The organism is Hymenobacter busanensis, assembly GCF_008727865.1.
GTDB classification, from domain to species: Bacteria; Bacteroidota; Bacteroidia; order Cytophagales; family Hymenobacteraceae; genus Solirubrum; species Solirubrum busanense.
Window position 1 is genome coordinate 356,440 of the sequence record NZ_VTWU01000005.1, and the last position, 25,963, is coordinate 382,402.

26 protein-coding genes are annotated in these 25,963 nt (G+C 58.5%); 17 read left to right on the plus strand and 9 right to left on the minus strand.

The window, feature by feature from the left end; genetic code table 11:
* The first annotated feature begins 3 nt into the window (after positions 1 to 3).
* The 13 genes from F0P96_RS14940 to F0P96_RS15000 all read left to right on the plus strand — a co-directional run bounded on the left by F0P96_RS14940 (position 4) and on the right by F0P96_RS15000 (position 13,081).
* Complete coding sequence (locus tag F0P96_RS14940) at positions 4 to 522, plus strand: CvpA family protein (RefSeq protein ID WP_151079710.1); 519 nt, start codon at positions 4 to 6, stop codon at positions 520 to 522.
* 93 nt (positions 523 to 615) lie between these two features.
* Positions 616 to 1,260, plus strand: coding sequence for an anthranilate synthase component II (locus F0P96_RS14945; RefSeq protein WP_151079711.1), 645 nt, complete (start codon positions 616 to 618; stop codon positions 1,258 to 1,260).
* Positions 1,244 to 2,026: an alpha/beta fold hydrolase gene (locus F0P96_RS14950; protein ID WP_151079712.1), complete on the plus strand. Its 783-nt coding sequence runs from the start codon at positions 1,244 to 1,246 to the stop codon at positions 2,024 to 2,026. The genes F0P96_RS14945 and F0P96_RS14950 overlap by 17 nt, the downstream gene beginning before the upstream one ends.
* Positions 2,027 to 2,197: 171 nt before the next feature.
* Positions 2,198 to 2,878: a CBS domain-containing protein gene (locus tag F0P96_RS14955; protein WP_151079713.1), complete on the plus strand. Its 681-nt coding sequence runs from the start codon at positions 2,198 to 2,200 to the stop codon at positions 2,876 to 2,878.
* A 58-nt stretch (positions 2,879 to 2,936) separates the two neighbouring features.
* Entirely contained in the window at positions 2,937 to 4,352 is a 1,416-nt protein-coding gene (locus F0P96_RS14960) for a POTRA domain-containing protein (RefSeq protein ID WP_160620333.1), read from the plus strand.
* A 33-nt stretch (positions 4,353 to 4,385) separates the two neighbouring features.
* Complete coding sequence (locus F0P96_RS14965) at positions 4,386 to 5,276, plus strand: NAD kinase (protein ID WP_151079715.1); 891 nt, start codon at positions 4,386 to 4,388, stop codon at positions 5,274 to 5,276.
* Between the two features lie 124 nt (positions 5,277 to 5,400).
* Positions 5,401 to 6,312, plus strand: a complete 912-nt coding sequence (locus tag F0P96_RS14970) for a DUF6089 family protein (protein ID WP_151079716.1) — start codon at positions 5,401 to 5,403, stop codon at positions 6,310 to 6,312.
* An 83-nt stretch (positions 6,313 to 6,395) separates the two neighbouring features.
* Complete coding sequence (porG, locus tag F0P96_RS14975; protein ID WP_160620335.1) at positions 6,396 to 7,091, plus strand: type IX secretion system protein PorG; 696 nt, start codon at positions 6,396 to 6,398, stop codon at positions 7,089 to 7,091.
* A 67-nt stretch (positions 7,092 to 7,158) separates the two neighbouring features.
* Complete coding sequence (locus F0P96_RS14980) at positions 7,159 to 7,905, plus strand: isoprenyl transferase (protein ID WP_151079718.1); 747 nt, start codon at positions 7,159 to 7,161, stop codon at positions 7,903 to 7,905.
* Positions 7,906 to 7,919: 14 nt separating this feature from the next.
* Positions 7,920 to 10,511, plus strand: a complete 2,592-nt coding sequence (bamA, locus tag F0P96_RS14985) for an outer membrane protein assembly factor BamA (RefSeq protein ID WP_151079719.1) — start codon at positions 7,920 to 7,922, stop codon at positions 10,509 to 10,511.
* Between the two features lie 35 nt (positions 10,512 to 10,546).
* Positions 10,547 to 11,230 carry an OmpH/Skp family outer membrane protein gene (locus F0P96_RS14990; protein WP_151079720.1) on the plus strand — a complete coding sequence of 228 codons (684 nt, stop codon included), beginning with the start codon at positions 10,547 to 10,549 and terminating at the stop codon, positions 11,228 to 11,230.
* Positions 11,231 to 11,272: 42 nt separating this feature from the next.
* Positions 11,273 to 11,944 carry an OmpH/Skp family outer membrane protein gene (locus F0P96_RS14995; protein WP_151079721.1) on the plus strand — a complete coding sequence of 224 codons (672 nt, stop codon included), beginning with the start codon at positions 11,273 to 11,275 and terminating at the stop codon, positions 11,942 to 11,944.
* 78 nt (positions 11,945 to 12,022) lie between these two features.
* A complete protein-coding gene (locus F0P96_RS15000) occupies positions 12,023 to 13,081 on the plus strand; it encodes an RluA family pseudouridine synthase (protein WP_151079722.1) in 1,059 nt (352 codons plus the stop codon).
* 92 nt (positions 13,082 to 13,173) lie between these two features.
* Here F0P96_RS15000 and F0P96_RS15005 read toward each other — a convergent pair whose 3' ends face one another.
* The 9 genes from F0P96_RS15005 to mazG all read right to left on the minus strand — a co-directional run bounded on the left by F0P96_RS15005 (position 13,174) and on the right by mazG (position 21,320).
* Positions 13,174 to 14,793, minus strand: coding sequence for a tetratricopeptide repeat protein (locus tag F0P96_RS15005; protein WP_151079723.1), 1,620 nt, complete (start codon positions 14,791 to 14,793; stop codon positions 13,174 to 13,176).
* Positions 14,794 to 14,838: 45 nt separating this feature from the next.
* Complete coding sequence (locus F0P96_RS15010) at positions 14,839 to 15,744, minus strand: PstS family phosphate ABC transporter substrate-binding protein (protein WP_235917484.1); 906 nt, start codon at positions 15,742 to 15,744, stop codon at positions 14,839 to 14,841.
* 64 nt (positions 15,745 to 15,808) lie between these two features.
* Positions 15,809 to 16,057 carry a hypothetical protein gene (locus tag F0P96_RS15015; RefSeq protein ID WP_151079725.1) on the minus strand — a complete coding sequence of 83 codons (249 nt, stop codon included), beginning with the start codon at positions 16,055 to 16,057 and terminating at the stop codon, positions 15,809 to 15,811.
* A 182-nt stretch (positions 16,058 to 16,239) separates the two neighbouring features.
* Complete coding sequence (locus tag F0P96_RS15020) at positions 16,240 to 17,058, minus strand: energy transducer TonB (RefSeq protein WP_151079726.1); 819 nt, start codon at positions 17,056 to 17,058, stop codon at positions 16,240 to 16,242.
* Between the two features lie 216 nt (positions 17,059 to 17,274).
* The gene (locus F0P96_RS15025) at positions 17,275 to 18,099 is read right to left on the minus strand and encodes an energy transducer TonB (RefSeq protein WP_235917485.1); all 825 of its coding nucleotides are present in this window, start codon (positions 18,097 to 18,099) and stop codon (positions 17,275 to 17,277) included.
* Complete coding sequence (locus tag F0P96_RS15030) at positions 18,096 to 18,611, minus strand: ExbD/TolR family protein (RefSeq protein WP_151079727.1); 516 nt, start codon at positions 18,609 to 18,611, stop codon at positions 18,096 to 18,098. The genes F0P96_RS15025 and F0P96_RS15030 overlap by 4 nt, the downstream gene beginning before the upstream one ends.
* 4 nt (positions 18,612 to 18,615) lie before the next feature.
* On the minus strand, positions 18,616 to 19,239 hold the full coding sequence (locus tag F0P96_RS15035; protein ID WP_151079728.1) for an ExbD/TolR family protein: 624 nt from the start codon (positions 19,237 to 19,239) through the stop codon (positions 18,616 to 18,618).
* Between the two features lie 88 nt (positions 19,240 to 19,327).
* Positions 19,328 to 20,215: a MotA/TolQ/ExbB proton channel family protein gene (locus tag F0P96_RS15040; RefSeq protein WP_151079729.1), complete on the minus strand. Its 888-nt coding sequence runs from the start codon at positions 20,213 to 20,215 to the stop codon at positions 19,328 to 19,330.
* A 271-nt stretch (positions 20,216 to 20,486) separates the two neighbouring features.
* Entirely contained in the window at positions 20,487 to 21,320 is an 834-nt protein-coding gene (gene mazG, locus F0P96_RS15045) for a nucleoside triphosphate pyrophosphohydrolase (RefSeq protein ID WP_151079730.1), read from the minus strand.
* A gap of 109 nt (positions 21,321 to 21,429) precedes the next feature.
* Here mazG and glmM point away from each other — a divergent pair, with 109 nt between their 5' ends.
* From glmM to F0P96_RS15065, 4 genes are all read left to right on the plus strand, one after another.
* Positions 21,430 to 22,830: a phosphoglucosamine mutase gene (glmM, locus tag F0P96_RS15050; RefSeq protein ID WP_151079731.1), complete on the plus strand. Its 1,401-nt coding sequence runs from the start codon at positions 21,430 to 21,432 to the stop codon at positions 22,828 to 22,830.
* Between the two features lie 162 nt (positions 22,831 to 22,992).
* On the plus strand, positions 22,993 to 24,156 hold the full coding sequence (locus F0P96_RS15055; RefSeq protein ID WP_151079732.1) for a cysteine desulfurase family protein: 1,164 nt from the start codon (positions 22,993 to 22,995) through the stop codon (positions 24,154 to 24,156).
* 186 nt (positions 24,157 to 24,342) lie between these two features.
* Complete coding sequence (locus F0P96_RS15060; RefSeq protein ID WP_151079733.1) at positions 24,343 to 24,999, plus strand: hypothetical protein; 657 nt, start codon at positions 24,343 to 24,345, stop codon at positions 24,997 to 24,999.
* Positions 25,000 to 25,024: 25 nt separating this feature from the next.
* Complete coding sequence (locus F0P96_RS15065; RefSeq protein WP_151079734.1) at positions 25,025 to 25,555, plus strand: PRC-barrel domain-containing protein; 531 nt, start codon at positions 25,025 to 25,027, stop codon at positions 25,553 to 25,555.
* The last annotated feature ends 408 nt before the right edge of the window (positions 25,556 to 25,963 follow it).

Here is a 25,963-nt window from a genome sequence, read left to right on the forward strand (position 1 = left end):
AACATGTCCGGTTTCGATTTGCTGCTGCTGATGCCGCTGGCCGTGGGCGCTGTGAAAGGCTTTCGGCGCGGCATCGTCATGGAAATCGTGTCGTTGGTGGCGTTTGTGCTGGGCCTCATTGGCGGGCTGAAACTGCTGGGTGCGGCCATTCCGTTGGTGCGGCACTACGTGGGCGAGGCCTTTGGCATGTTGCCGCTCGTCTCGTTTGTGCTCGTGTTTGCACTGCTCACCTGGGGCGTGCATCTGGTGGGCGGCATGGTGCGCAGCGCCATTCACCTCACGCCGCTGGGCGTGCTCGACCATATTCTGGGCGGGGCCGTGGGCGTGGTGAAGTGGGTGCTGGGCTTGAGCCTGCTGCTGTATTTCACCGGTTTGGGTGGTTTGCCCATTGGTCAGCAGCTCACCCACGATTCCATGCTGCTGCCGATTGTGCAACAAGCTACGCCCGTCGCGCTGAACGTAGTGGGCGTGGTGTTGCCCTTCGCCAAAGAGCTGCTGAGTACCCTGCGGAACGTTTTCTAAATGGCTGCCCTGTTGAAGGGCTAGCCGGTGGCGGTGCATCAAACGTTGAACCGCCACCGGCTAGCCCTTCCGCAATTCGACCATTGTCACCCCATGCGCCTGCTGCTGCTCGACAACTTCGACTCTTTTACCTTCAATCTGCTCGATTATTTCCAGCAGTTGGAAGTAGAGGTGCTGGTGCGCCGCAACGACGCGCCCTTAGCAGAATTGTTGGCCCTCGATGTCGACGGCGTGGTACTGTCGCCGGGGCCGGGCACGCCGCGCCGCGCCGGCGTCATGATGACGTTGCTGGCGCAGGTGTACCAGCGGCTGCCCGTGCTGGGCGTGTGTCTCGGCCACCAGGCACTGGGCGAGTTTTTCGGGGCCGAACTAACCCGCGGGGCACGGCCCATGCACGGCAAAGTATCCGACATCGGTCTGCTGCAGCCCAACGAACCGCTGTTTGCAGGCTTGCCGGCGCTTTTTCCCGTTACCCGCTACCATTCGTTGGTGCTACGGGGCTTGCCGGCCGAGTTGCAGCCTCTGGCCCAAACGGTTGCGCCCGCGCCCGAACTCATGGCCCTGCGCCACCGCACCCTGCCGCTCTACGGCGTGCAGTTTCACCCCGAAGCCTTGCTCACGGCCCACGGCCTCGAACTGCTGCGCAATTGGGTCCGTATTGCGTATAATTGCAAGGATAGGGCTGCCACTTCGGCCGCTACCCACGGGCTTATTGTTGACGATGGAATTGCAGATTAAGCAGCAAGGCGGGTTTCAGTACGTAGACGAGGGAAGCGGGGAAGTGCTGTTGCTGCTGCACGGCCTGTTCGGCGCGCTCAGCAACTGGCACGGCGTCATCGACGAGTTTGGCCACGGCTACCGCGTCATCATTCCCATGTTGCCGCTCTACGACATGCCCCTCACCCGGGCGGGCATTTCGGGTCTGGTCGACTTTGTGCAGGATTTCGTCAAAGCCATCGGCCTGACCGCGCCCGCCACGGTGCTCGGCAACTCGCTCGGTGGTCATTTGGCGCTGGTATACACGCTGCGCAACCCCGCCAAAGTGAAGCGGCTGGTTCTCACCGGTAGCAGCGGCTTGTTCGAAGATTCCATGGGCGGCTCGTTCCCGCGCCGCGGCGACTACGCCTACGTGCAGGAGCGCGTGGCCTACACGTTCTACGACCCCAAAGTAGCCACCAAAGAGCTGGTCGACGAGGTATTCGGCATTACCAATTCTAACTCCAAATGCCTGCGCATCATCACCATTGCGCGCTCGGCTCAGCGGCATAATCTGGCCAAAGACCTGGGCCGCATTGAGGTGCCCACGCTGCTGATATGGGGACTCAACGACACCATCACGCCCCCGGTGGTAGCCCACGAGTTCAACCGGCTGCTGCCCCGCGCTCAGCTGCATTTTCTCGACCATTGCGGCCATGCGCCCATGATGGAACGCCCGCAGGCGTTCAACCGCTTATTAAAAGCGTTTCTGGCGCAGGAAGACTTGCAACCAACGGCCAGCGCCTGAGCCTCTTCTCCGTAGATTCTCTGTAGGCTTCCGGCGCAGCGTAGCAAAAGTGCGCGCTGGCTCGTAGCTTCATCTGCCGCCGTAGCCGCTGCTATGGGTACGGCTGCCGAACCTTGCCGGGCCTTTGCTGCTTATACAGGGGCTCCTTTCCACCGCTTTTCCCGAGCCGCCATGCATTCGATGCTCGCCGAAGACTTGCTCAACCAAATGATTCCTCCGCTGAAAGTGTCCGACTCGGCGGGCAAAGCCGCGCGCTGGCTGGAGGAATTCCACGTCGACCAGCTGCCGGTGGTGCAAAACCGCAAGTACCGTGGCATGGTCACCGAAGCCGACCTCATCGACGTAGCCGCCGACCCCGACCAGTTGCTTTCGAGCGTGCCCTTTGGGTTTGCCGACGTGCACGTGCGCCACGACCAGCACTTTTATACCGTGATGGAAATGGCCATTCGCAACAAGGTGCAGCTGGTGCCCGTGCTCGGCGAAGACCGCGACTACATCGGTGTGGTAACGGTGGGCGACACCTTAGCTGCTTTCGGCCAGCTGCCCGGCGCCGCCGGCGACAACGGTATTCTGGTGCTGTCGATGGAAGAGCGCGACTATTCGCTCAGCCAGATCAGCCGCTACGTCGAGGAAAACAACGCCAAAGTGATGAGTGCCCACGTGGCGCAGGACGAGCTGGACCCGCAGCGCATTCGCCTCACCCTCAAGCTCAATACCGGCAACATGGGCCGTATTGTGGCTACGTTGGAACGGTTTGGGTACCTCATTACGGCCCAGTTCAGCGGCGGCGGCGAAATCACCGAGTCCGATCAGGAGCGCCTCGATGCGTTGATGCGCTACCTGAGTTTGTAGCTGGGTGCTTGCTCTTTTCCTCGTTGCGCTGTCAGGCTGGTTGCACGTCGTTCCGCCGGTGGCTGTTCGGTTGCCGCCGCAGCCGCCCCGCCCGGCTTCCATCCCCGATTCGCTGCGGCCCGCCACGTTAGATAGCTTGGTGCTGGCGCAATGCCCCGGCTATACCGCGGTGCACGTTAGCCAGGTGCTGTTTGTGGGCAACGACGTTACCAAGGAACGGATTCTGCGGGCCGAGCTGGACTTTCGCGAGGGCGACTCACTGACCGTAAGTACATTAGCAAAAAGGCTTGAGCAAAACCGGCTCCGCCTTTTCAACCTGCGCCTTTTTACGCGAGTGCAGGTTCAGGTGACGTGTCGCGACGGGCAACTAATCGTGCTGTTTGCCCTGCAGGAGCGTTGGTACACATTCCCAGTTCCCATCCTGTCCATTGCCGACCGCAACTTCCGAGCCTGGGCCAACCGTCCCGACCGGTGGCGCCGCGTTGACTACGGCGTGCACTTGGTGCGCTACAATTTCCGGGGGCGCAACGAAGAAATCCGCGGCAACCTGCAGCTGGGCTTCAACCGCAAGTACGAGTTGTTCTACCTCACGCCTCGCCTCGGGCGGCACCGCGTAGGTATTTCGGCCGGTGCGTCCTACTTCCGCAGCCACACCCTCGACTACACCACTCGGCGCGATAGTCTGGTAGCCTTCCGCGACGACCACGGCTTTCCCATCGAACGGTGGTACGCCACCGCCGGGCTCCGCTGGCGCCGCACCGTGCAGCGCCTCACCACGTTGGAGGCCTTCTATTACCACGAACAAGTCAGCGACTCCGTTTTCCGTCGCAACCCCACGTATTTTCTCTCCGGCACCCAGCGCCGCTACCTCGATGTGGTGCTCACGCGAACGGTAAACCAGCGCAACACCTTCTCCTATCCGCTTACCGGCCGGTTTGCGCAGTTTGCCCTCACCCAACGCGTCTTCTTCGATGGCACGCCGCCGGTAACCACCGCCCTCGGCCGGTATGCCCGCTACGCCGATGTGGGCCGCCGCTTTTACTACAATATCGGCCTGGAAGCGCGCCTGCGTTTCGCCCGCCGCCTCGCCTATGCCGATAGTCATGCCCTGGGCTTCAACCAGGCTTTGGTGCGTGGCTACGACGCCTACGTCATCGACGGCCGTCACTACGGCCTTATACGCCAGGGGCTTTCGTACCAGTTGTTCGATTTAGGACGGCTGCGGCTGCCGCTTTTTACCGATCCGCGTATTGGCTCGGTGCCCCTGCAAGTGTATTTGAATACTTTTACCGACGCCGGGTACGTGGCTGAACGAACGGTACCATCCACCAACCAATTCCCCAACCGCTTGTTAGCAAGTGCCGGAATCGGGTTGCACTTGGTCACCTACTACGACCGCGTGCTTACCTTGGAGTACACCCACACGAGGCACGGCTTCGGCGGGTTTTTTTTCCGAAGCGAGTTTCCCATCTGATTTTCTGGGCCTTCTTGGCTGCTTTCTCTTCCTATGCGCATTGCTATTCTGGGCAAGCCTTTTGAGCCAGCCGTAACGCCATTCCTGCAGGCTCTCTTCGATGATCTGGCGGCCCGAGGCGCCGAAATCAGCATAGCCGAGCCTTTTCGCCAACACCTCGACGGCCTGCGTCTGCCCGAAGGAGTGACGACCTTTCAGCACGGCGAGTCGCTCAAGGGCACGCAGTTCGTGCTCAGCATCGGGGGCGACGGTACCTTGCTTGACACTGTCACGTACGTGGGCAAGCAGCAGATACCTATTCTTGGCATCAATACCGGGCGGTTGGGCTTCTTGGCCACTATTACCCTCGAGCGCATCGCCCAAGCCGTCGACGCGCTTTTCCGCGGGCACTTCGTGCTCGACCGCCGCAGCCTGATTCACGTAGATACCGACCCCGAGGTTTTCGGCAGCCTCAACTTCGGCCTGAACGAATTCTCGATTCTCAAGCGCGACACGTCGTCGATGATTGTGGTGCATACCTACATCGACGGCGAATATTTAAACTCTTACTGGGCCGATGGCTTAATAGTCTCAACTCCAACTGGTTCAACGGGGTATTCGTTGAGCTGCGGGGGGCCGGTAATGCTGCCGCAAACCAACAATTTCGTTATTGCCCCCGTATGTCCGCACAACCTGAACGTCCGTCCGCTTATTGTGCCTGACCACAGCGTCATCTCGTTTGAAATAGAAGGCCGCAGCAACAACTGCCTGTTGTCCCTCGATTCCAGATCGATGCCCGTGGAAAACAGCGTGCAAATAGCGGTGCGGCGCGAAACCTTTGATGCTTGCCTGATAAAACTCAATCATGTTAATTTCCTGAGCACCTTGCGTAGTAAGCTCAATTGGGGCCTCGACCGCCGCAATCCAGTAGCATTCAACGGATGAAGCATCGGATTTTTTCTATGAATTGTTTTTATAATTGGCTTAAGCTACTACTTTTGCTTCCGACTGTAACCGCGTCCACGCGTTTCCCGTCGCCTCGACTTTGATATTTTAACCTTGCCCCCATATGAAGAAATTTTTGACTCTCACCTTGTCTCTGGTGCTGGCACTGGTGCTGGTAAGCAGCCAGGCGAGTGCGCAGCAGTTCAGCAAGCGGAAGCAGTACAACTCCGTAGGCGTGAGCTTAAACGCCATGAACTACTTTGGGGACATCACACCCAAACCCAGCATTGCCAGCTTCCGTTTCGCCGCTACGCGTCCGAACATCGGCTTTAGCTTCACCCACCGCTTTGCCCCGCGCATTTCGGTACGCGCTGGTCTGGCCTACGGTCGTATTACCGGCGACGATGCCAAAGCTGCCGACGACACCGATCCGGACGCTAAATACCGCTTCAACCGCAACATGAACTTCCGCAACGATATCGTGGAAGGCTCGCTGGTTGGTGTATTCGACCTGATTGAAAACCGCAACAACTACCTGAAGCGTCCGGACTTCGTTCCGTATATCTTTGCCGGTATTGCTGGCTTCCACCACAACCCCAAAGGTCTGGTGGGCAACGACGGTCCGACCGACATCCAGGGTGACTACATTGCCCTGCAACCGCTCGGCACCGAAGGCCAGCGCCTCACCGGCGACCAGTACGGCTTGTGGCAGTTCTCCATCCCCTTCGGCGGTGGTGTGCGCTACAAACTGAACAAGAGCTTCGACCTGGGCCTGGAAATCGGCTGGCGTAAAACTTTCACCGACTACATCGACGACGTAAGCACGAACTACGTGAACAACCCGGCGGATTTGTCGGCTGGCGCGGCTCGCTACTTCGGTTACGACATCACCAAAGGTCTGGATGGTACTTACTCCGAAGCCAACCAAGCCGGTGGTCAGCGTGGCAAGAGTAATGAAGACGACTGGTACATCGTTACGGGTCTGTCGGTAAACTACATCTTGGCTCCGCGCGTTAAGAGCCCCAAATTCCGCTAATCAGTCGTTGGCTGCTGCCAACGCAGCCAAACCTGATGGTAAATACAACTCTCCAAAAAGCACTCCTTGTTTGCCTCGCGCAAATGGGGAGTGCTTTTTTTGCGCTTCATGCGCAAGCACAGAACACGAGTGAAGTAGGCATTGGCCTTGGCGGCTTAGCCTACAAAGGCGAATTGTCGCCCGAGTATCGGCTGAGTAATAACCGCCCGGCCGTATTCGCCTTCTACCGAAAAGATATTTCGGTGCCCATTACGTTGCGGGCCAACGTAGCCTATGGCATGCTTCGGGCCGCCGATACCAATGTGACTGGCGAAAACGGCAACGTGCTGCCGTTGGCAGCGGCACGGCAAGCCAGCATGAGCGGTAACCTGCTAGAACTAGCCGGTATTGCGGAGTACAACTTCCTCGACTACCGCAACCGGCGAGACAAGGTGCATTTCACGCCTTATGTCTTCGTGGGGGTGGCGCCTTTTCTATCCAGAGTCCGTACTACTGGCCCGCAGCCCGGTTTCACTGCCGCCAATACCATGGTGGGCTTTGCCTTTCCTGCGGGCGTCGGCATGAAGCTGGCCTTGTCGCGGCGCTGGAACCTGGGTATAGAAGCCGGGGCGCGCAAAGCTTTCACGGATATGCTTGATAACGTAAGTGAGCAGAGCCCAGCCTTTGCCAACAGCCACGACCAGGATTGGTACTACTTGGGCGGGCTAAGTGTCTCGTATACATTCTATAAAATCCAGTGCCCCGAATCGTATAAGGCCAATCCTAAGCTGTTGCGCTAAGGATTCCGGCTCCTAAGCGTGTGCAACCATTTGCGTAACTTGCGGCCTCTTTACGCAAACGCTACGCATGTCCGCTCATCCGGCTATTGATTCTGCTCGTTTGCCCCGCCACGTTGCCGTTATTATGGACGGCAATGGGCGCTGGGCTAAAAAACGCGGTGGCTTACGCATTTTTGGGCACCAAAGCGCCATTACGGCGGTTCGGGATACGGTAGAGGCCGCTGCTGAGTTGGGAGTATCTTTCCTGACGCTCTACGCGTTTTCGACGGAGAATTGGGGGCGGCCGAAGCACGAGGTGATGGCGCTGATGCAATTGTTGGTGCACACCATTCGGCAGGAAACGCCCACGCTGCTCAAAAACAGCGTGCGGCTCCAATCCATCGGCGACACGACGCAACTGCCCGAGGCGTGTCAGCGCGAGTTGGCCGAAGCCATTGAGTTGACGGCCGCGGGTACGCGCATGACGTTGGTGCTGGCTTTGAGCTACAGCGGGCGTTGGGACTTGGCGCAAGCTGCCCGCCGAGTGGCGCAGGAGGTGGCGCAGGGCAACTTGCAACCCGACGACGTGACCGAAGATACGGTGGCGGGCTTTTTGGCCACGGCCGGAATGCCCGATCCGGAGCTGTTGATTCGCACCAGCGGGGAGCAGCGCATCAGCAACTTCCTGCTGTGGCAGCTGGCTTATACCGAACTCTACATCACCGAGCTGCTGTGGCCCGATTTTCGGCGCCAGCATTTTTACGAGGCCATTTTGGCCTACCAGAGCCGCGAGCGTCGCTTCGGCAAAACCAGTGAGCAACTGACCGTTTCGTAAGTTTTTTCCTTCGAATGCATTCTTCCTTTTATCGGCTGCGCGCCACTGCGCTGGCGTGGCTGCTGTTGTGGCTGGCCGCCGGACCGCTTCGTGCGCAGGGCCAACAAGGCGCTAGTCAAGAACCCCCGCGCTACGAAATCGGCGGCATCAACGTAACGGGCACCCGGTACCTCGACCCCAACACCATGATTGGCCTGACCGGCCTGAAGGTGGGGGACAAGATTTCCATTCCTGGCGACGACTTGGGCCGAGCCATCCGCAAGCTGTGGGACCAAGGCATTCTGGGCGACGTGAACGTGGTCATCGACCGTTTCGAAGGGCAGCGCGTGTTCCTGACGTTTGACGTAAAAGAACGGCCGCGCCTGTCGAAAATCTATTTCACCAACATCAGCAAGACCCAGGCGGACGAGCTGCGCAACAAGGTGAAAATTGTGCGCGGCAAGGTGGTGACCGATGCGTTGCTGAACAACACGCGCCAGGCCGTGCGCAAGTTCTACACCGACAAAGGCTTCATGAACGTGAAGGTCGGCATCACGCAAGAGCCGGACTCGTCGCTGCCCAACAGCGTAGAGCTAGTGGTGGACGTGCGGAAAGGCGACAAAGTGCGCATTTCCGACATCAGCTTTGTCGGCAACGAGGCCATTTCGGATGGCAAGTTGAAGGGCAAAATGAAGAAGACGAAGGAGAAGAAAGCGTACAAATTTCTGAACTCCGGCAAGTTTCAGCGGGCCGATTTTGAAGCCGACAAGGAGAAAATCCTCGATTTCTACAATGCCCAGGGCTACCGCGACGCCATCATTACCAGCGACTCGCTGATAACGGTGCAGGACGAGTACAGCTACCGCTGGATTGGCACCGAAAACGGGAAATTCGGCATTCACAAAGCCACCGTGCGCGAAGCCGACAAGCTGGTGCTGCGCGTGTACCTCGACGAAGGCCCCAAATACTATTTCCGCAACATCACGTGGTCGGGCAACTACCTCTACGACTCCAAAACGCTGTCGTCGGTGCTGGGCATCAAGGAGGGAAGCGTGTACAGCAAGGAAACGCTGGACAAGCGCCTGAACTACAACCCCACGGGGCAGGACGTGACGTCGCTCTACATGAACGATGGCTACTTGTTCTTCTCCATCGACCCGGTGGAAACGCGGGTAGAAGGCGACTCGATTGACATTGAGATGCGCCTGAGCGAAGGCGTGCAGGCCCGCATCAAGGACATCAACATTGCCGGCAACACCAAAACCTCGGACCACGTAATTCGGCGCGAGCTGCGCACCTTGCCGGGCGACAAGTTCAACCGTGAGCTGTTGATTCGTTCGCAACGCGAAATTTCGTCGCTGGGCTACTTCGACCCCGAGAAGGTGGGCTTGAACCCGGTACCTAACCCCGCCGACGGCACGGTAGACATCAACTACACGGTGTCTGAAAAGCCTTCGGATCAGATTACGCTGTCGGGTGGCTGGGGCGGTTATGCCGGCTTCATCGGCACGGTGGGTTTGGTATTCAACAACTTCTCGCTACGCAAAGCCAGCGACTTCCACAACTGGCGCCCCGTACCGGGCGGCGACGGGCAGCGCCTGGGCCTGAACATTCAGGCCAACGGTCTGCAGTACCAGTCGTACTCGTTCTCGTTTACGGAGCCGTGGCTGGGCGGGCGTAAGCCCAACTCGTTCTCGGTGAGCCTGAACAAGAGCATCCAGCGTACCAGCACCACCGGTAGCGTGCTCGACATCAAGAACGGCAGTTACATCAAGGTGAACAGTGCCACGGTGAGCCTGGGCCGCCGCCTGCGCTGGCCCGATGACTACTTCACGCTCAGCAACTCATTGTCGTACAGCCAGTACAAGCTGAAGGATTACCCGTACTTCGCCAACTTCAGCACGGGCAACGCTAACAACATCACCTTCAATACCACGCTGGCGCGCAACAGCACCGACAACCCCACTTTCACCCGCCGGGGCTCGGCCCTGTCGCTGTCGGTGAACCTGACGCCGCCGTACTCGATTTTCAAAGGGGCACACCCGGGCGTAAACGAGTGGGTGGAATTCCACAAATGGATGTTTGACGCCTCGTGGTTTACGCCGCTGGTGGGCAAGCTGGTGCTGAACACGCGGGCCCACTTCGGCTTCATTGGCCGCTACAACCACAGCCGGGCCTACGGTCCGTTTGAACGCTTCAAGCTGGGTGGTGCCGGTCTGGGCTTCGGTGGCGCTTCCAACTTTGTTATTGGCACCGAGTACGTGGGCCTGCGCGGCTACGAAGACCCGAACGCGCAGTTTGCCATTCCGACGGCCCGCCAGGGTGAAAGCGGCGGTATTGCCTACAACAAGTACGTGATGGAGCTGCGCTACCCCGTGTCGCTGAACCCGGCGGCCACGGTGTACGTGCTCAGCTTTGCCGAAGCCGGCAACGCCTTCGACAAGTACTCCGACTACAACCCCTACAAGCTGTACCGCTCGGCTGGGGTAGGAGCACGCGTGTTCATGGCCGCCTTCGGTCTGTTGGGCTTCGACTTTGGGTACGGCTTCGACAACGTGGCGCCGGTGGCCGGAGCCAAGCAAGACAAGAGCCAGTTCCACTTCATCATCGGTCAGCAAATTCGCTAGGGCACCAAACGGCCTAGCTCGAGCGTTTTCCGTCTATGAAACGATTGTTGTATGTGTTGCCGCTGCTGTGGCTCGTGTTGTGGCCAATGGCCAGCCAAGCCCAGAAGTTTGGGTACGTCGACTCGGAATTCCTGATGTCGAAAATGCCCAGCTATGCGCAAGCCCAAGCCGAGCTGAATACCCTCTCGCAAAACTGGCAGAAGGAGGTAGAAGCGCAGAAAAAGGACCTTGACAAGCTCTACCGCACCTACCAAGCGGAAGAAGTGCTGCTGACCGAGGCCATGAAGAAGAAGCGCCAAGACGAGATTCTGAAGAAAGAGCAGGACATCAAGGCCTACCAGAACAAGGTGTTTGGCTACGAAGGCCAGATGTTCAAGAAGCGCCAGGAACTCACCAAGCCGGTGCAGGATCAGGTGTTCGAGGCCATCGAGAAAGTGGCCAAGAAAAAGCAGCTGGCCATCGTGTTCGATAAGTCGGGCGACCTGACGATGCTCTACACCAACCCGGCGCACGATTACACGGAATTTGTTCTGGAAGAATTAGGTTTGGCATCTGAGGACCGGAACCAGCCGGCGCAGAAAGGCGCGGTGCGTACCGTAACGACGCCTGCTACGCCCGGCGGGGCCGCCGACGACGCGGTGTTCGACGACCAAACCCCGGCCTCCAAGGCGCCGGCCACCCGCAAACCGCCGGTGCGCAAGGGCTCCAAGCCAGAATAAGTACATTTGCTTCGTAAACTTTCCAGACGCTTTCCAACCCCAATGACTCTAACCCGCAAGTTTCGCCTCGCGCTGGCTGTTGCAGCCCTCACGCTCGCCGCTGCTCCCGCTACCCTGGCCCAGACTACGGCGCCGGCTACTGCTTCGGCAGGCCCCCTCAAAATTGGCTACACCAACGTAGACTACGTGTTGAGCCAGATGCCCGAAAGCAAGCAAATTGAATCGCAGCTGAAAGACTACAGCACCCAGCTGAAGAACCAGCTCGACACCAAAGTAGCCGAATACCGCACGAAAGGCGAAGCCTACCAGAAAGGCGCCGCCACGATGACCGATGTCATCCGTGCCGATAAAGAGAAAGAGCTGACCAACTTGCAGCAGTCCATCCAGGAGTTTCAGCAGAACGCCGAACAGTCGGTGCAGCAGAAGCAGCAGCAACTGCTGAAGCCGGTACTAGACAAAGTACAGAAGACGATTGACGCCGTATCCGAGAAGAACGGCTACACCTACGTCTTCAACTCCGACGCTGGTTACGGCACTACCCCCATTCTGTTGCACGGCCCGAAAGATGGCGACATCTCCGACCTTGTGCTGAAGGAAATGGGCGTGACGCCGGGCCAAAACAATGCCCCGGCTGCTACGGCCAAGCCGGCCAGCACGCCCGCCGCTACTCCGGCAGCGCCGGCCAGCAGCAAAACCAAAGTCAAGAAGAAGTAATTCTTCGTTATTCGTTTCCGAAAGCCGGAGCCTGTTAGGGGTTCCGGCTTTCTGTTTTCCGCCGCTACCCCACACGCCATGCACGACCTAGACCCCGACCTGCTGCCCGACGACGGCATCGACACCGGCGCCGAAGACGAGCTGTATGAGCACCACCGCATTCAGGCCGACGGCCGGCAGGAGCCCATGCGGCTCGACAAATTCCTGCTCAACCGCTTGCCCAACGTGTCGCGCACCAAGGTGCAGGCCGGCATTGAAGTGGGGGCGGTGCAGGTGAACGGCCAAGCCGCCAAATCGAGCTACAAAGTGAAGCCCGGCGACGTAGTGACGGTGACCTTGCCCGAGCCGCCACGCGAAGGCAAAGTAGTGCCCGAGGAAATGGCGCTGGACATTCCCTACGAAGACGACCAGCTGCTACTCGTCAACAAGCCCGCTGGCATGGTCGTACATCCCGCCTACGGTAATTGGACGGGCACGCTGGTGAATGGGCTGGCCTGGCACATCCGAAACCTGCCAACGGGCCGTAACGGCGAAATCCGGCCAGGCCTTATTCACCGCATCGACAAGGACACCTCCGGCTTGCTGGTTATCGGGAAAAGCGAGTGGGCTATGACGCACCTCTCCCAGCAGTTCTTCCACCACACCATCGAGCGGACGTACCTGGCGCTAGTGTGGGGCGTACCCAGAGAAGCCGCCGGCACCATTCGCGGCAATATCGGGCGCCACCCGAAGGACCGGAAGCTGATGACGGTCTTTCCCGAAGGCAGCGCCGAGGGCAAGCACGCCGTAACGCATTACCGCGTGCTGCAGAGCTTCGGCTACGTGAGCTTGGTGCAGTGCAACCTTGAAACTGGGCGCACCCACCAGATTCGGGCTCACATGAAGCACCTCGGCCACCCGCTGTTTGCCGATGCCGCCTACGGCGGCGACCGTATCCTGTTCGGGCAGCGCACCGGCGCCTACAAAGCTTTCGTTGAGCGCACCTTCGAAGTCATACCCCGCCAAGCGTTGCATGCTAAGTCGCTGGGCTTTGTGCACCCCACCACCGGCGAGAACCTGCAGTTTGAAACGCCGCTGCCGGAGGATTTTTCGGCGGCTGTGAAGCGCTGGGAAACGTTTGCCGCCCAGCAGGCATAGCAACGCCGCAACCAATTACTTGGAATGCAATAAACAAAAAGCCCGCGGCCATTGGCCGCGGGCTTTTCTATTTGGGCGGTAGTAAAACCGGGTTATTTCTTCTTTACCGGAGCCTTAGCCGGCGCTTTTGCCTTGGCCGTGGTGCTGCTCATGGCACGCGTGGCATCGGCGTTGGTGGGGTCCAAGGCCAGCACCTGCTGGAAGTAGGTCTGAGCGGCTGCTTTGTCGCCTTTCTGCAGGTTGTAGAAGCCCAAGTAGTTGTTGGCTTCAATCAAACCGCCACGGAACTTGGCGGGGTCAGAGCCTTCAGCCTTCGAGAGTTCAATGTACTTTTCGTAGTACGGCTTAGCCAAACCCTGCTTCATGTCGGCATCGAGGTTAGCATTGGCCTGCGCGCGCAGCAAGTGACCGGGCGCGTAAGTCGGACGAGCTGTTACTACGATGTTCAGCAAGCTGTCGGCTTGGGTGTACTGCTTGTTTACGCTGTACAGGTTAGCCAAGCGTACCTGGTCGGCCAGCGCGGGTTCTTTGGCCAGTTTGTCGCGGTAGATCTTGATGGCTTTGGCGTAGTCCTTCTTCAGCACGTAAGCCGAGGCCAGGTCGTTCTGCAGGTCCGAAGCCTTTGACGGATCGGCTTTAATGGCCTTTTCGATGATGGCAATGCCTTCGTCGGAGCGGCCGGCTTTCGTCAGGATTTTGCCTTGGTACACGTAGTCCTCGGTGATGATCTTATCAGCCGGGGCCATCTTCATGTACTTGTCCATGGCCGTCACCGCCAGATCGTTCTGGTTCATGTCGAAGTAGGTATAAGCCAGCAGACGGTTCATGGTCAGGTTATTGGGGTCTTTGGCCAACACCTCCTGAATCTGCGTCAGGGCTTCGGGGTACTTCTTGTTGAGGTACAGGAAGGCCGCGTACGTCGCCTGGGTGTTGGGCGACTTCTCCGACATATCCGTGTACTTCTTCATGGTCTGGGCAGCCTGGTCGTACTGGTTGCCGTAGTAGTACATCTCAGCCATGTCGCGGTACACCGGCGCAAAGTTCGGGTCGAGGCTGGTTACCTTCTGGAAGTTTTCCAGGGCATCCTTACCGTTGCGGGCGCGCACGCTCAGCTGGCCTTTCTTGTAGTAAGCCGGCACGTAGTTGGGGTCAGCCCGCAGGGCGCGGTCGTAGGCGTTCATGGCGTCGCCGCCGCCGTTGTCGCGGTTTTCGTAGATGTCGCCCAGTGCTACCAGCATAGCGGCATCATCCTTCTTGTTCACCTTCAGGGCCTCGTTGATGTAATCGATGCCTTTCTGGTTGTCCTTGGTCTTGGTTTCGGCGTAAGCTTGGCCAATGGCCGCCAGAATCTGAGCGTCCTTGCGTTTGGTCGCCTTGGCGGCGTTTTCAAACTGAATTTCAGCCTCGGCTTTCTTGCCTTGCGCCAGGAAAGCGCGGCCGGCCGCTACCATCGACTTGGGCGACTTGGGGTCTTTCGATGCCAGGTTGAAGAAATAAGCAGCCGAGTCGGGCTTTTCCTGCATTTGGTACAGGCGACCTAGCTCAAAAGCAGCGTCAGGATTCGAGCTTTGGGGCAGCAGCGTGCGTTTGGCTTCGCTGTAGCGCTCCAGTTGAATGGCTTTCTGAGCACTCTGCACATTCTGCGCAAAAGCAGCCGAGCCGGCAAGCGAAAAAGCAGCGAGGAAAGTGAGCTTCCAGGGCTTAATGTTCATGTGGTGAGGGAAAGTGAGTGAATGAGAGACAAAAGAACGGGTGGGCTATTCGGCGTTGGCCTGAACCAAACGCACTTGCCCGGTGGCGGGCATCAGGCCTGATTTCAGGAAAATCAGCTGCCCTTTGTTGCCAGCTACGAAGGATGCAAACCCGGTGCCAAGTCCGGCGCGGGCCTCGCGGCTGATGATGTATACCTTCCGCTGCAACGGGTAGGTTTTGGTAGCCAAGTAGGCTTGAAACGGTTGAACGTAATCCTCGGGTTTGGTAGGGGTGGCCGAGCGGCTTACCCCCACTACGCGTACTTGGCGCAGAAAGCTTTGGACCTGGGCGTCGTCCTGGTCGCTGATCCAGTTAACGCCAATCACGCCAATTGCGTTCGGATGCGAAGCTACGTACTCGATGAGCTTGGGGTTCGATTCGCTGGCAAAAGCCTGTTTGATGAGCGCCGCGCCACGCGCAACACTGTCCTGTACGTAGTGTGCGGTGCTGGAGCGGTTCTGGTCAAATACCACGTTGATGTCGCCGGGCTGGCTCTTTTTCCCACCCAGCTGGCTCCACTTGGTTTTGGCACCCGTAAAAATGTCGCGCAGCTGGGCCATCGTCAGCAACGAGTCCGGATTGGACGGGTGCACAATGATGGCTACCCCGTCGGTAGCCACGTGGGTTACGCGGGGCACAATCTTGAGCTGGTCAAAAACAGTTTTTTCGTCGGGCAGCAGGGGCCGGCCCACCACCACGAGGCGCACACTATCGTCGAGCAAGTCGCGCATGACCTCCTGCTCGGGCTTGTAGCTCGCCGTTACGTGGGCCGACGTGTACAGCTTCTGGAACGTGTCGACGTGCGACTTCAGAATGGGCTCGAAGGTGGCGTCGACGGCGATGGGCACCGTGCCGCTGGTGGGCGTGTCGGTGAATTGTGCCTGGCCGCCGTTGTTGTTGCCGCACCCCATGAAGCCCCAACTGCCAAGTGCTAGTGCACAGGTTAAACCAACCCCGGCCCATAGCCGGCTACCACTAGTACGAATCATGACGGGTGCGTTTGTTCTGGCGAATGATGCGGACAAATCTAACCAATCCAAACACCACCAACAGGGCGCCGGCCCCGATGCGGTAAGCTTTGGGGGCCCGGAAAATTCCTTCGGGCACAAGTATCAGGAACAAACCCAGGCCGATGTACACCACCGCCATCATCAGCATGAAGTAAAGCCGAATGCGCAGGGTCTTATCGTGCCGGATACGCTCGTCGGTGTTGGTTGGAATCATGGCATTGGACTGTGAATGATCTTCCTTAACGCGCAAAAGTAGCCAGTTTGTTCGCTGAATACGGGTGCCAGTGCTATATAGGCCAAATGCGAACCAGTAAAAAAGAGCAGCCCGCCCGGAAATGCGTTTCCGGGCGGGCTGCTGAAAAGGCGCAGACTGTTTTCTGCTGGAGGATGTCCCTCTTATTTAGCAAAGTGAAAGGAAATCGGTAGGGTGTAGCGCACGGCTACAGCCCGGTTGTTTTGCCGGCCCGGCTCCCAGCGGGGCATGCTGCCGATGACGCGTGCGGCCTCTTCGTCGGTGCCGTAGCCCAAGCCCTTCAGCACTTCCACATCGGTAATGGCGCCGGTAGCGTCCACGGTAAAGGATACGAATACCTTGCCTTCAATCTGGTTGCTGAGCGCCTGGCGCGGGTAGTGCAGGTGCTTCTGCAAGTACTCCATCATGGCCGGTTGGCCGCCTACGAATTCAGGCATTACCTCCACCGAAATAAAGATGTCGGGCTTGGCGGGTGGTGCAACCACTGTGGGAGGACCAGCCACGGCCGTACCGGGGCCACCGGGGCCGTTCGCAACCCCTGGCGTCGCTGGGCCTATTGTCGTCAGTTCATTGTCGTCTACCACCGTCGGGCGTTCTTCCACCACGTTTTTCGTCGTGGCTTTATCGTCGCGAATAACGTGAGTCGGCACTTCCACGCGCACGCTCCGCACAGTTACCGGAGCTGTTGCCGCCGTTTGGTGGATTTCGGGCAGTACCACCTGCGTGAGTACCACGCCGTCGCCAAGCGGAATTTCCGGTACCACCACCATCTTTTCTGGCTTCAGGTACTGCACGCCAAACAAGCCGCCCAGCAGGAGCAGGCAGAGCGAAAGCGCAATGAATAGGGCACGCTGCAAGTGCCGGGCGTAGAGTTGGCGCAGCTGGTAGGCGCCGTATTCTTTGTTGCGGCCTTCGAACACGATATCATCGAGCGAAGCCGTCTGCAGGTTGGTGGTTTGCATGAGCTGGATGAGGTTAAGTGAAACTGCAAAACGTCACTCTCCAGCCGGCCTTTCCCTTGCATCTCCCCGTCAACAAGGCCTGACTATCAACCGCAAAACGCTGGTGCTGAAGTGTAGCGTATGCGAGGCGAAAAAATATTCGCAAAAAGAAACCCCGAACCAAGCCAAGGCCTGATTCGGGGTTTCTGCTTATTCCGAGTTGCCTCGGAACAATACCTACTTGATGGTGAAGGTTACCGGCACGGTGTACGAAACACTTACTGCGCGGCCGTTCTGCTTACCAGGGGCCCAAGCGGGCATTTTGCTGATAACGCGAACTGCTTCTTCGTCGCAACCAGCACCAATGCCTTTGGTCACTTTTACATCGGTGATTTGACCGCTAGGGCCTACCACGAAGTTGACGAATACTTTGCCTTCAACCTGGTTGCGAAGCGCCAGCGAGGGGTATTTGATGTTTTTACCGAGGTATTGCATCAAGCCTTCCATGCCGCCGGGAGGGGTGGGCATCTGCTCTACGTAGGTGTAGACCTTCTGCTCCACTACTTCTTCTACCACCTTGTTGCCTTCGTCGCCGAGGCCACTGAGGTCAATTTGCTGGTTGGTGTTGCCTTCCACCGTTTTGGTGGCTACCACCTTATCTTCCAGTTCTTCCTGATCGGGAATTTCCTCGATCTTCTTCACTTCCTCATCCTTCTTTACGACGGGCGGAGTGAACTTAACAGTGGAAAGCTTGGGCGGAGGGGGCGGCGGCGCCGAGGGGGGAGGGGGAGGCGGTGGCGGCGTATCGGGGTTGAGAGGCGGCGCTTCCAGCACCACATCGTCAATCTTTTGCTTCACTGCCACTTCCTCTTTCGGCATCAAGCGCTTGGCCACAATCGGGCCCACGATGAAGATGGTGAAGAGGAGAGCGGAAATGAGGAAAGCCCGCGTTACGTGCTTGCTGTACAGCTTGCGCAGTACATAAGCGCCGTAAGCCTTGTTGCGCCCCTCAAAAACGATGTCTTCGAAGGAGGCCCGGGCCAATTGTGCATTGTCCATCATAAGCCAGAAGATTTAATCAGGTCTACGTCGTCTTTCGAGATGTCCACCAAGGCGTATTTTTTCTGCCCCGTGATGGTCATTTCGTCGAGGATGTCGACCATGTTTTTGTAGTTCGCTTTGTCGTCGGCTTTGATGAGCACCACCGTCTTCGGCTGGCGGGCCATCCGCTCCTGCAGCACGGTACGAATACCGGTAGCGGAGTAGTTGGAAAGCTTCAGCTCAGGCTTGGCTTCCACAAGACCTTCGTAGTAGAAAACCTTGTTGTTCTCGCCCAGCAGAATGGTAAAGGCTTCCGAAGCTTTCAGCTCATTCTGCTCTTCGTTGTCCTTGGGCTTTACCGGCATCGAAATCTGCATCACGCTTGGCTTGGCAAACGTGGTCGTCAGCATAAAAAAGGTCAGGAGCAGGAAGGCCAAGTCCACCATCGGGGTCATGTCGATTTTGGTCGACATTTTCTTGGCCCGCTTCTTCCCGCCTTTGCCGGAATCGGCTTGTTGTTGAATTTCTGCCATGACGCTATTTGCTTGCCACCGGCTGGATTTCCAGGTCGGTGATGAGATAGAAGCGGTTGAGGTTCTTTTCCTGCAGAATCTTGATGACGTTCTTCACCGTCGGTACATCGGCCTGTCCATCGCCTTTGATGGCAATGTAGGGGGCCTTGCCCGTCTGCGCGATGTTGGCACTACGGGAGGCAATGACCCACTCAGCCAACTGGTTGTTGAGCGAGTCGGTGGGAATGCCTTCCTGCTTCACCTGCTTACGCTCCTCGCTCGAAAGATTGAGGTACTGGCCCAGCTTCTGCACCGGCAACCCAAAATCGGGCAGCAGGGAGAAAGTGCGTTTTTGCGCTTGCGAGAAGTTCACACCGTACTTGGCACCTACCGTTTCCAGGGCTTTAATCTTGACCTGTTGCGCTTCGGTGCTGAAGAACACGCGCCCCTCCTTGTCGATGGCCAGGGTCAGCACACCCGTTTCGGGCAGCTTCTTGTCGGAAACCGACGACGGCGTATCGACCAACACGGCGGTATCCTCCGTAGGGGTGGCGGTGAGCATGAAGAATGTCACCAGCAGGAATGCCAAGTCCACCATCGGGGTCATGTCGAGCGACGGGGACTTTCTATGGGGCTTTACTTTAGGCATTGCTGACTAGTAAAAGGTTCGGTTGATTCAGTAACGTACAAGGGTCGCTGTTTAGTTTACACGCAACAAGGTGTTGCGCATGAGCTAATTAAGCAGCGCCGTGCGTACGCTCCTCGCCGTGCTGAGCGGCGAAGGTCTGAATGATCGAGAAACCAGCCTCGTCGATGCTGTAGGTCAGCTCGTCAATTTTGCTGGTGAAGAAGTTGTAAGCTACGATGGCCAGAGCCGACGTACCGATACCCAAAGCCGTGTTAATCAGAGCTTCCGAGATACCCGTTGCCAGACCTACAGCGTCAGGAGCACCGGCCTGGGCCAGAGCCGAGAAGGCCTTGATCATACCGAATACCGTACCGAGCAGACCTACCAGCGTGGCGATAGAAGCCAGGGTGGAGAGGATAACCAGGTTTTTCTCCAGCATCGGCAGCTCCAGAGCCGTCGATTCTTCAATTTCCTTCTGGATAGCCAGGATTTTCTGGTCTTTTTCCATGCCCCGCTCGCGGGCCATTTCTTGGTACTTCAGCAGGCCAGCCTTTACAACGTTGGCTACCGAGCCTTTCTGCTGGTCGCACACGGCAATGGCGCCGGTGATGTCGTTCACGTTCAGCTTCTGGCGGATCGAGCGTACGAAGCCCTCGATGCCTTTCGAGCCTTTGGCCTTGCTGATGGTCAGGAAACGCTCAATCGAGAACGTAATTACCATCAGGAACATGGTCATCAGGAACGGTACAATGAAACCACCTTTGTATACCGTGCCGAAGTAGTCGCCGGGCAGGGGGTTGTTTTCGTTGTTGCCGCCTTGAAAGTGGCTTGAATCACCCAGTACGAACTGGAAAATGATATAGCTTACGACAAACGCCAGAACAATGACGATAACGGCGAAAAGCGAGGAGCCCGATTTTGCGTCACCTTTTGGTGCGGCAGAAGCGGCAGGCCGGGCCGGAGCCGCGGGCTTATTCATGGCATTCTTTTGTTCCATTGTTCCGAAGAATTAGGAGGGGATGGTTGGTGAAAAAAGGTTGAACTGGGGGTAGAAAAAACTACAAACGACGATAGGGCCGAAGACGGCGGAGCCCCGCTCACCCGCACTGTTTTAGCTCTTAAAAAAAAGCCAAAGTCGTGGGTCTGCTCGTGCGCGGGGCTTCAGTCCGAAGTCGGTCTATCATTGGCAAACCTAAACAAAAGGTGATGCGCCGCCAAATTAAAAATGGCTTTAAACGCTTTAAACGGGAGTTGGACTCAAAAAAAGGCTATTTCACGGAGTGTTCATCCGGGCTGCCAAGGGGGAGTTTTTTAGCTTCTTCCCAGTAGCGGTCCATCTCAGCCAAAGTCAGATCGGCTAAGGGGCGGCCGGTGCGTGCTACCTCGGTTTCGAGGTAGCGAAAACGAGACATGAATTTGCGGTTGGTTTGTTCCAAAGCCTCTTCGGGGTTGATGCCAGCGAAACGCGCAAAATTGACGAGGGAAAACAGCAGGTCGCCAAACTCCCCGGCGGCCCGGGCTGGGTCTGTAATGTCGCCGTCGCGAAATTCGGCGGCAAACTCCTGGAGCTCTTCTTGTACTTTGTCCCAGACTTGCTCCTTACGCTCCCAATCAAAGCCGGCCCCGCGGGCCTTTTCTTGGATGCGCATGGCTTTTACCAAGGCAGGCAGCGAAACTGGTACGCCGCCGAGTACGGAGTGGTTGCCTTTTTCCTGGAGTTTCAGCTGCTCCCAGTTCCGCTTCACGTCTTCCTCGCTTTGCACCTGCACGTCGCCGTAGATGTGCGGGTGGCGGTGGATGAGCTTTTCGCACTGCGCGTTGAGCACGTCGGCAATGTCGAACTGGCCGGTTTCGCTGGCAATTTTGGCGTAGAATACCAAGTGCAGCATCACGTCGCCGAGCTCCTTTTTAACGTCGGGCAGGTCGTGGCGCAGGATGGCGTCGCTCAGCTCGTAGGTTTCTTCGATGGTGAGGTGGCGCAGGCTCGACATGGTCTGCTTCCGGTCCCACGGGCATTCGGCGCGAAGGCGTTCGAGTACATCGAGAAGGCGGCCAAACGCCTCTAACTGGGCAGGCCGACGGCTGGGTGAGGAGTGCTCCATGGTGTTCAAATATACGATGCAGGCCAGAACATGCGGCGGCCGGTACACGTCTGTAGTAGGCGGGGCACGGTGTATTCGTTACTTTTGCTCACTAAAGAAGATAGTACTTGTGGCACTGATCAAATCCATTTCGGGCATCCGAGGCACCATCGGCGGCGCGTCCGGTGAAGCCCTTACGCCCATCGACGTAGTGAAGTTCACGGCTGCTTTTGGCACCTGGGCGCTCAAACAAGCCAACGGCCAGGGCCGCACCATTGTGGTCGGCCGCGACGCCCGCCTCTCGGGCGACATGGTAAACAAGCTGGTGGTGGGCACGCTCCAAGGCCTGGGCATCGACGTGGTCGACCTGGGGCTGAGCACCACGCCGACCGTGGAAATGGCCGTACCGGCCAAAAAGGCCATTGGCGGCATTATTCTCACGGCTTCGCACAATCCCAAGCAGTGGAATGCGCTGAAGTTGCTAAACCAGCACGGCGAGTTTATTTCCGATGCCGACGGGCAGCAGGTACTGCAGCTGGCCGAAGCCGAAGCCTTCGATTTTGCGCCGGTAACCAAGCTGGGCCAGCACACCACCGACAATACCTTCCTCAAAAAGCACATCAAGGCCATTCTGACCCTACCGCTGGTGGATGTGGAGGCTATTCAGGCCAAGAACTTCCGCGTGGTGGTCGATGCCGTGAATTCGTCGGGTGGCATTGCGGTGCCGCTGCTGCTGGAAGCCTTGGGCGTGAAAACGGTAGAGAAACTGTTTTGCGAACCAACCGGCGACTTTGCCCACAATCCCGAGCCGCTGCCCGAAAACCTGCGCGACATTGCCAAGGTGCTTGAGAAAGGCTCGTTCGACCTCGGTATCGTCGTTGACCCCGATGTGGACCGCCTCGCGCTGGTGTGCGAAGACGGTTCGATGTTCGGCGAGGAATACACGCTGGTGGCGGTGGCCGATTATATCCTGAAAGCCCAGGGCGGCGGCAACACCGTGAGCAACCTGAGCAGCACCCGCGCCCTGCGCGACGTGACCGAAAAGCAGGGCGGCAGCTACTCGGCGGCGGCCGTGGGCGAGGTGAACGTGGTGACGATGATGAAGCAAACCAATGCCGTGATTGGCGGCGAAGGCAACGGCGGCATCATTTACCCCGAGCTGCACTACGGCCGCGACGCCTTGGTGGGCATTGCGCTGTTTCTGACGCACCTGGCCAAATCGGGCCTGACGATGACGCGCCTGCGGGCTTCGTACCCCAACTACTTCATCTCGAAGAACAAGATTGAGCTGACGCCGGACATCAACACCGACAAGGTGCTGGAGCAGATGCAGAAACGCTATGCCAAGCAACCGGTGAATACCATCGACGGCGTGAAAATCGAGTTTGACAAGGAGTGGGTGCACCTGCGCAAGTCGAACACCGAGCCGATTATCCGCATCTACGCCGAGTCGGATTCCAACGCCACGGCCGACCATTTGGCGCAGAAGATCATCGGCGACATCAAGGAAATCATTTCGGCCAAAGCCTAGCGCTAGGCACTTGAAACCTAGAAAGCCAGTCTGCTACCCGCGGGCTGGCTTTTTTAATGGCCGCGCGCTCAGCGGTAAAACGCTATTTTTGTATGCTGGCGGCGCCCTCACCCGGGGCTACTGGCCTACCTGCCCACCCCGATACCCTTGATTGCGCCGCGTATGACGCCGATTTCCAACCCCGCTTCGGTTTACTTCGACAACGCCGCCACCACGCCCCTCGACCCCGAGGTGCTGGATGCTATGTTGCCCTTTATGCGCGAGCATTTCGGCAACCCCAGCAGCATCCACGGCCACGGCCGGAAGGTGCGCGCCGCCATCGAAAACGCCCGCAAAACCATTGCCCACTTCCTGAACGCGGCCCCGGCGGAAATTTCCTTTACCTCGGGGGGTACCGAAGCCGACAACTACGCCGCCTTCGGCTCAATTCGGACGCTGGGCCTGAAGCACGCCGTGACCTCGAAGCTGGAGCACCACGCAGTACTGCACACGTTGGAGGCGCTGGCCAAGCAGGGCGAAATTGAGTTGAGCTTTGTGCGCCACGACGCGCAAGGGCGGCTGGATCTGGCGCACCTTGATGAGCTGCTGGGCACGCACACTCGCTCGTTTGTGAGCCTGATGCACGGCAACAACGAAATCGGCAACCTCAACGACATCGAAGCCATTAGCGGCATTTGTCGCACGCACGGCGCCATTTTTCATACCGACACGGTGCAGACGATGGGCCACTACCGCCACGACGTGCGCCAGCTCGGCAACCATTTCCTGGTGGGCTCAGCGCACAAGTTCCACGGTCCGAAAGGCGTGGGCTTTTTGTTCTGCAACAGCGAGGTGCAGGTGCAGCCGCTCATTCACGGCGGCGCGCAGGAGCGCAACGTTCGCGCCGGCACCGAAAACGTGTACGGTATTGTGGGCCTGGCCAAGGCGCTGGAAATTGCCTACCGCGACATGGACCAGCACCACCAGCACATTCAGGCGCTGAAGGAGCGATTCATTGCCCGGCTGCGGGCCGAAATCGACGACGTGCAGTTCAATGGCCTCTCGGCCGAAGCCGACCAAAGCCTCTACACGGTGCTGAACGTGAGCCTGCCGCCGTCGGACATGAACGAGATGCTGCTCTTCAACCTCGACATCAACCACATTTCGGCCTCCGGCGGCTCGGCTTGTACCAGCGGATCCAACATTGGTTCACACGTGCTGTCGGCCCTGGGCTGCGACCCAAACCGCGGCGCCATCCGGTTTTCGATGAGCAAATACAACACGGCCGATGAAGTAGACTACGCCGTGGCGCAGCTGGCCAAGATGTACCGCAAAGTACCGGCCTAGTCGCACCAACCTATCAAAAGCCCGCGCCCACTCTGGAGCGCGGGCTTTTTTGCTTTCGGGTTAAATAAGTGTAGCATCAACTTCCTGACATAGCAGTGCTTCGACAAGAATATGCTCCGTGGGCTATAAATGCAGTACCTATTTTGCCCGCCGTGCGTACTTGCCACCAAAACGACCTTTCCGCATATGGCCGACATCAACATTCAACGCAAAAAGAAATCGGCGAGTCCGTGGCTGCTGATTCTGCTGGTGCTGGCGCTAGTGGGCCTGGGCGCGTGGTACCTGTTGCGGCGCGATTCGGCGCCCGAACCAGCCGCTTCGACCGCCGCGGCCGTGCCGGCTGCCACGCCCGCCGATACTGCCGCTGCCAGCCAAGCTGGTGCCGAAACCACGCCGCGCCCGGCCGCCGATACCGATAACCTGGCAACCGAAACCTCGGTAGCGCCGGCCGATTTCTACGCCTTTGTGGCCGACGACCCGGCTTCCGAGAGTTACGCCCGCCGCGGGTTGCTGCTGCTCAGCAACGTGCTCATCGGCATGGCCGACCGCGGCGACCTGCGCGACGCTACCGTGGAGGAGCGTCGTAACGACCTGACCAGCGCCACCAGCCGGCTGGAAGAGCCCAACGCCAGCCTGCGCCCCGGTTTTGTGGCCGCCGCCGACATGCTGCGCGCCCTGCAGCAGCGCGGCTACACCACGCTGGAGCGCGACGTGAACACCCTGCGCGACCAAGCCATGCAGCTCAGCGGCCGCACCACTACCCAAGCCGAGCAGCAAGCCACGCAGGAGTTTTTCCAACAGGCCGCCAACGTGCTGCGCGTGCTGGAAAAGCCCGCCCCGTAAGTGTACTTCTGACTTCCGATACGTAATGGAACCGACCCCTATTCCCCGCGCCGATGGCATGCACCTGGTGCGCCTGCGCGACCTGAAGGACTTTGAAGTAGCCGACGGCAGCCCCGATGTGCGTGGCTGGGCGGTGCGCGGCCTCGATGGCAAACGCTTCGGCGACGTGTACGAGCTGATTGTGGAGCCCGAGGCTTTGAAAGTGCGCTACCTCGACGTGGAGCTGGATTCGTCGCTGCACATCAACGACCGGGAACGGCACGTGCTCATTCCCATCGGGGCCGCGGCCCTGGACCACGACGACGACAACGTATTCGTGCCCAGCCTCGACAGCAATTCGGTGCTCAGCTACCCGCCCTACCAAGACATCTACATCAGCCGCGAGTTTGAGGAAGCTATGCTGCGGGCTTTGCGCTTGCCCGTGCCTGTTTCCAGCGACTCACCTTTCTACGACGGTCCATCGTACGACGAAAGCCACTTTTACAACGCCCGCCGCGCCGCCGACCAAGCCTCGATGCGGCGCTTGCCCGATAGTGGCCACCCTCCGTTAGTATAAACAAACCAAGCGTAAAACCGCTGTCGGGCGCCGCAGCCAGTTTTGAGTGGTTGTGGCGCCCGACGGCGGTTTTACGCTTGTGGCGAAATCGAGCCGGCGGCTTAGAGCACTAGCTTACGCAGCGCCCACAAACTCCAGACGATGAACCATGCCGCCCACGAACATCCAGCGGATGGGAATGCGGCCGACCAACCGGGGAGCAAACGAGGCGGCCAGCACGCAACTAATAATCAGCCCGAGCACCCCTTGCCAGAGCGTAATGCCCAGCGTGGCGAAAAACGTGAGGCGCTGGCGAAGGCGACGAAGAACCCAGTCAGGTTCGCGGAGCCTCTGTATGGAAACAATCTTTCGGGGAAGAAAGAATGGATGCCCAAATGCTAGGGCGGCGCCGATAAATCGGTAAAAAGA

Bases quoted from the DNA above. Each gene is read 5' to 3' on its own strand.
- F0P96_RS14940 (WP_151079710.1), top strand. From the start codon at position 4: ATGTCCGGTTTCGATTTGCTGCTGCTGATGCCGCTGGCCGTGGGCGCT.
- F0P96_RS14945 (WP_151079711.1), top strand. From the start codon at position 616: ATGCGCCTGCTGCTGCTCGACAACTTCGACTCTTTTACCTTCAATCTG.
- F0P96_RS14950 (WP_151079712.1), top strand. From the start codon at position 1,244: ATGGAATTGCAGATTAAGCAGCAAGGCGGGTTTCAGTACGTAGACGAG.
- F0P96_RS14955 (WP_151079713.1), top strand. From the start codon at position 2,198: ATGCATTCGATGCTCGCCGAAGACTTGCTCAACCAAATGATTCCTCCG.
- F0P96_RS14965 (WP_151079715.1), top strand. From the start codon at position 4,386: ATGCGCATTGCTATTCTGGGCAAGCCTTTTGAGCCAGCCGTAACGCCA.
- F0P96_RS14970 (WP_151079716.1), top strand. From the start codon at position 5,401: ATGAAGAAATTTTTGACTCTCACCTTGTCTCTGGTGCTGGCACTGGTG.
- porG (WP_160620335.1), top strand. From the start codon at position 6,396: ATGGGGAGTGCTTTTTTTGCGCTTCATGCGCAAGCACAGAACACGAGT.
- F0P96_RS14980 (WP_151079718.1), top strand. From the start codon at position 7,159: ATGTCCGCTCATCCGGCTATTGATTCTGCTCGTTTGCCCCGCCACGTT.
- bamA (WP_151079719.1), top strand. From the start codon at position 7,920: ATGCATTCTTCCTTTTATCGGCTGCGCGCCACTGCGCTGGCGTGGCTG.
- F0P96_RS14990 (WP_151079720.1), top strand. From the start codon at position 10,547: ATGAAACGATTGTTGTATGTGTTGCCGCTGCTGTGGCTCGTGTTGTGG.
- F0P96_RS14995 (WP_151079721.1), top strand. From the start codon at position 11,273: ATGACTCTAACCCGCAAGTTTCGCCTCGCGCTGGCTGTTGCAGCCCTC.
- F0P96_RS15000 (WP_151079722.1), top strand. From the start codon at position 12,023: ATGCACGACCTAGACCCCGACCTGCTGCCCGACGACGGCATCGACACC.
- F0P96_RS15005 (WP_151079723.1), bottom strand. From the start codon at position 14,793: ATGAACATTAAGCCCTGGAAGCTCACTTTCCTCGCTGCTTTTTCGCTT.
- F0P96_RS15010 (WP_235917484.1), bottom strand. From the start codon at position 15,744: ATGGGGTGCGGCAACAACAACGGCGGCCAGGCACAATTCACCGACACG.
- F0P96_RS15015 (WP_151079725.1), bottom strand. From the start codon at position 16,057: ATGATTCCAACCAACACCGACGAGCGTATCCGGCACGATAAGACCCTG.
- F0P96_RS15020 (WP_151079726.1), bottom strand. From the start codon at position 17,058: ATGCAAACCACCAACCTGCAGACGGCTTCGCTCGATGATATCGTGTTC.
- F0P96_RS15025 (WP_235917485.1), bottom strand. From the start codon at position 18,099: ATGATGGACAATGCACAATTGGCCCGGGCCTCCTTCGAAGACATCGTT.
- F0P96_RS15030 (WP_151079727.1), bottom strand. From the start codon at position 18,611: ATGGCAGAAATTCAACAACAAGCCGATTCCGGCAAAGGCGGGAAGAAG.
- F0P96_RS15035 (WP_151079728.1), bottom strand. From the start codon at position 19,239: ATGCCTAAAGTAAAGCCCCATAGAAAGTCCCCGTCGCTCGACATGACC.
- F0P96_RS15040 (WP_151079729.1), bottom strand. From the start codon at position 20,215: ATGGAACAAAAGAATGCCATGAATAAGCCCGCGGCTCCGGCCCGGCCT.
- mazG (WP_151079730.1), bottom strand. From the start codon at position 21,320: ATGGAGCACTCCTCACCCAGCCGTCGGCCTGCCCAGTTAGAGGCGTTT.
- F0P96_RS15055 (WP_151079732.1), top strand. From the start codon at position 22,993: ATGACGCCGATTTCCAACCCCGCTTCGGTTTACTTCGACAACGCCGCC.
- F0P96_RS15060 (WP_151079733.1), top strand. From the start codon at position 24,343: ATGGCCGACATCAACATTCAACGCAAAAAGAAATCGGCGAGTCCGTGG.
- F0P96_RS15065 (WP_151079734.1), top strand. From the start codon at position 25,025: ATGGAACCGACCCCTATTCCCCGCGCCGATGGCATGCACCTGGTGCGC.